We start from the raw sequence: 2,355 nt of genomic DNA on the forward strand, positions 1-2,355 counted from the left end.
AAGCATCCCAAAAGACCCAAGCTTCTTCAATCGCAATTTCATATTTTAAAAGGTCTTCTAGGGTGTATTCATAGTCATCTCGAGGATATTTCTTCTTAAAAGGGTTTTGTTTGGCTTTTAAAAAAAGCACAGATTAATCCTGCAGGAGGATTTTTGAGTTCCAAGTAGAAGAAATTTTCGGCATAAGGATTGTAGGCAGGGTTATCCAAACCATAAGTAGAAGTTTCAATGTTGAAATATTTTAAGATTTCGGGGATACTTTCTTTGAATAAAACATAAAAATCATATTTTTTCATTTTGGGTTGATAGGATAGCTATTCTTTTCGGATAGTCTCGTAATCGGCTAATTTGATATCTGATTTATTTTGACGATGAAAATAAGAATTTGTATTAGCGCAGATGAGAGGAATAAAATTAAAAATAATCATGAATAATGTTATAAAGTAATATTTAAAGAAAGGAATTTTTGGTTATTTTTGACATTTTTAAGGACCTCCTTTTTTTAGTTAATAAAGATATTTATTTATTATTAATAGAAATAAAAAAAGACTCTTGTTTAAAGAGTCTGGCTATTTGATAAGTAATAGTTAAATAAAAAAGACCCTTCGAAAGGGTCTTTTTGGGGTTATAAAAAATATTTATTTCTTTTTATATATTTTATAAAAAAATACAGTTACAAATCGATTTAGATTTTTTTTGAACCTTGAATTCTTGATTTATTTCTTCTTGATTTATTTCTTCTTGATTTATTTCTTGTTCATCATTAATTAATGTGTTTATGATTTTTTTAAATTCAAAACTTGACATTCTTTTTTTTGTAATAACTCTTCAGCAATAATACATAAATAATTTCTATATTTTATTATAACTTCCTCTGCCATTTTTTGAGCAATATTTTTTAATATATTTTTTTGTTCTTCTATAGAATTGGCATTTGAGTATAAATCTAAAAATAATTTATTTTGAATAATTTTTTTTAATATTATTTTTATTTCTTTTTCGTCGTGTTGGAATCTATATTTAATTTGTTCTAAAGGTTCATTAGTTGTTTTTTCTGCTTCTATACCTCCAAAATAGAAAGCTAATTGATCCAACAAACTAAAATGATCATCATCTGCTTGAAATGTAGTAGTCCCTGCAATAAGGTTTTCTTGTTGTTTGTCTAAATTTATCCTTGCAATATCAATAAGAGAATGTCTTTGACCTAATTCATAAGCAACTATGGCATGTCCTACTTCATGTAAGGCATAAATTTTATCAATATTTACTTCTGAATCATTCGAAAATAATATTTCTTCGTCTTTTACTTCTGAAAAAGATTTATTTTTGTCATTTTTCATTGCCATAACTTTGTAATTATTTACAATGAATAAAAATCCTAAAAAAATAAATAAAATAATATTAAATAATGATAATTGTTTGTTTAATTTAAACATAAATAATATAACTCCTTTTTTTATTTATCCCTCAGCTGAGGTGATTTCGTAGAGTTCGTTTAATTTAGAATAAATTAAATTTTATATTGTTTTTTCGAAAATTTCATATGTTTCTTCTGACTCTTTTTTGGCTTTTTCAGCACGAGTTAACATATCTTAATATTTTCTTTGGGTTGCTTCTAATTTACCAATTTGAATTTTGATTTCGTCAATTTTACCAACTATTTTTAAAATTTCATCTCGGAGTTTATCGATTTTATCTTCGTTAGTTTTTCTATCAATTTTGAATCTATCAACTTCTGGTTGTTTTGTTTCTAGTTGTTTTCTAATGGTTTTTTTGTTGTTCGTAAGATGTTATTTGTGGAGAAATAAGATTTAATTGAGATTGGTATTCATCGCATTTATTTTGGTATTCGTTAATGACACTTTTTTCTTTATTTAAATAATCTAAACACAATCCCCAACTATTTTTAAGTTTATCGATTTCTTCTTGTTCTAGTTCTGATAAATCAGTTGGTAATAAAGTAGGATTAATAGGTTCGGAAAAAAGATATTTTTTCATTTGTTCTAAACGAGCCGCAGTTGTTTTAATTTTAGGGATGGGTTGTTTTTTCACAGAACGTTTTGGTCTAGGAAGATTCGGGAGCACTTCAGAAGATAATGATTCTGGTGAAGATACTAGGGTTTTTTCTTTTTGATTTTGAAACCAAAAATAACAAAAAACAAGTCCGAAAACGATAAGAAGGAATATAAAAAACAATTTTTTTGAAAAAAATTTGATTTATTAATTATTAGAATAACCTTTCTTAATAATAGTGATAATTAAATAAAATAATTATCACTATTATACAATTTTATTAATAAAATTATTAACTAAAATAAATCATTTATTTAGAATTCTAACCATTTCTGGGATTTC

General features: G+C 25.0%; 3 protein-coding genes and 1 pseudogene. All 4 read right to left on the minus strand.

What is annotated here, in order from left to right:
• Window positions 1-428, minus strand: a pseudogene (locus tag NQK76_RS02420) (hypothetical protein); the annotation flags it as partial.
• Window positions 429-657: 229 nt separating this feature from the next.
• Complete coding sequence (locus NQK76_RS02425; RefSeq protein ID WP_255872746.1) at window positions 658-807, minus strand: hypothetical protein; 150 nt, start codon at window positions 805-807, stop codon at window positions 658-660.
• Complete coding sequence (locus NQK76_RS02430) at window positions 777-1,436, minus strand: SVM family protein (RefSeq protein WP_255872747.1); 660 nt, start codon at window positions 1,434-1,436, stop codon at window positions 777-779. The genes NQK76_RS02425 and NQK76_RS02430 overlap by 31 nt, the downstream gene beginning before the upstream one ends.
• Window positions 1,437-1,761: 325 nt before the next feature.
• Window positions 1,762-2,196: a hypothetical protein gene (locus tag NQK76_RS02435; protein WP_255872748.1), complete on the minus strand. Its 435-nt coding sequence runs from the start codon at window positions 2,194-2,196 to the stop codon at window positions 1,762-1,764.
• Between the last annotated feature and the right edge of the window lie 159 nt (window positions 2,197-2,355).

It is taken from the genome of Candidatus Phytoplasma australasiaticum subsp. ipomoeae, from assembly GCF_024425275.1.
GTDB lineage: Bacteria > Bacillota_I > Bacilli_A > Acholeplasmatales > Acholeplasmataceae > Phytoplasma > Phytoplasma australasiaticum.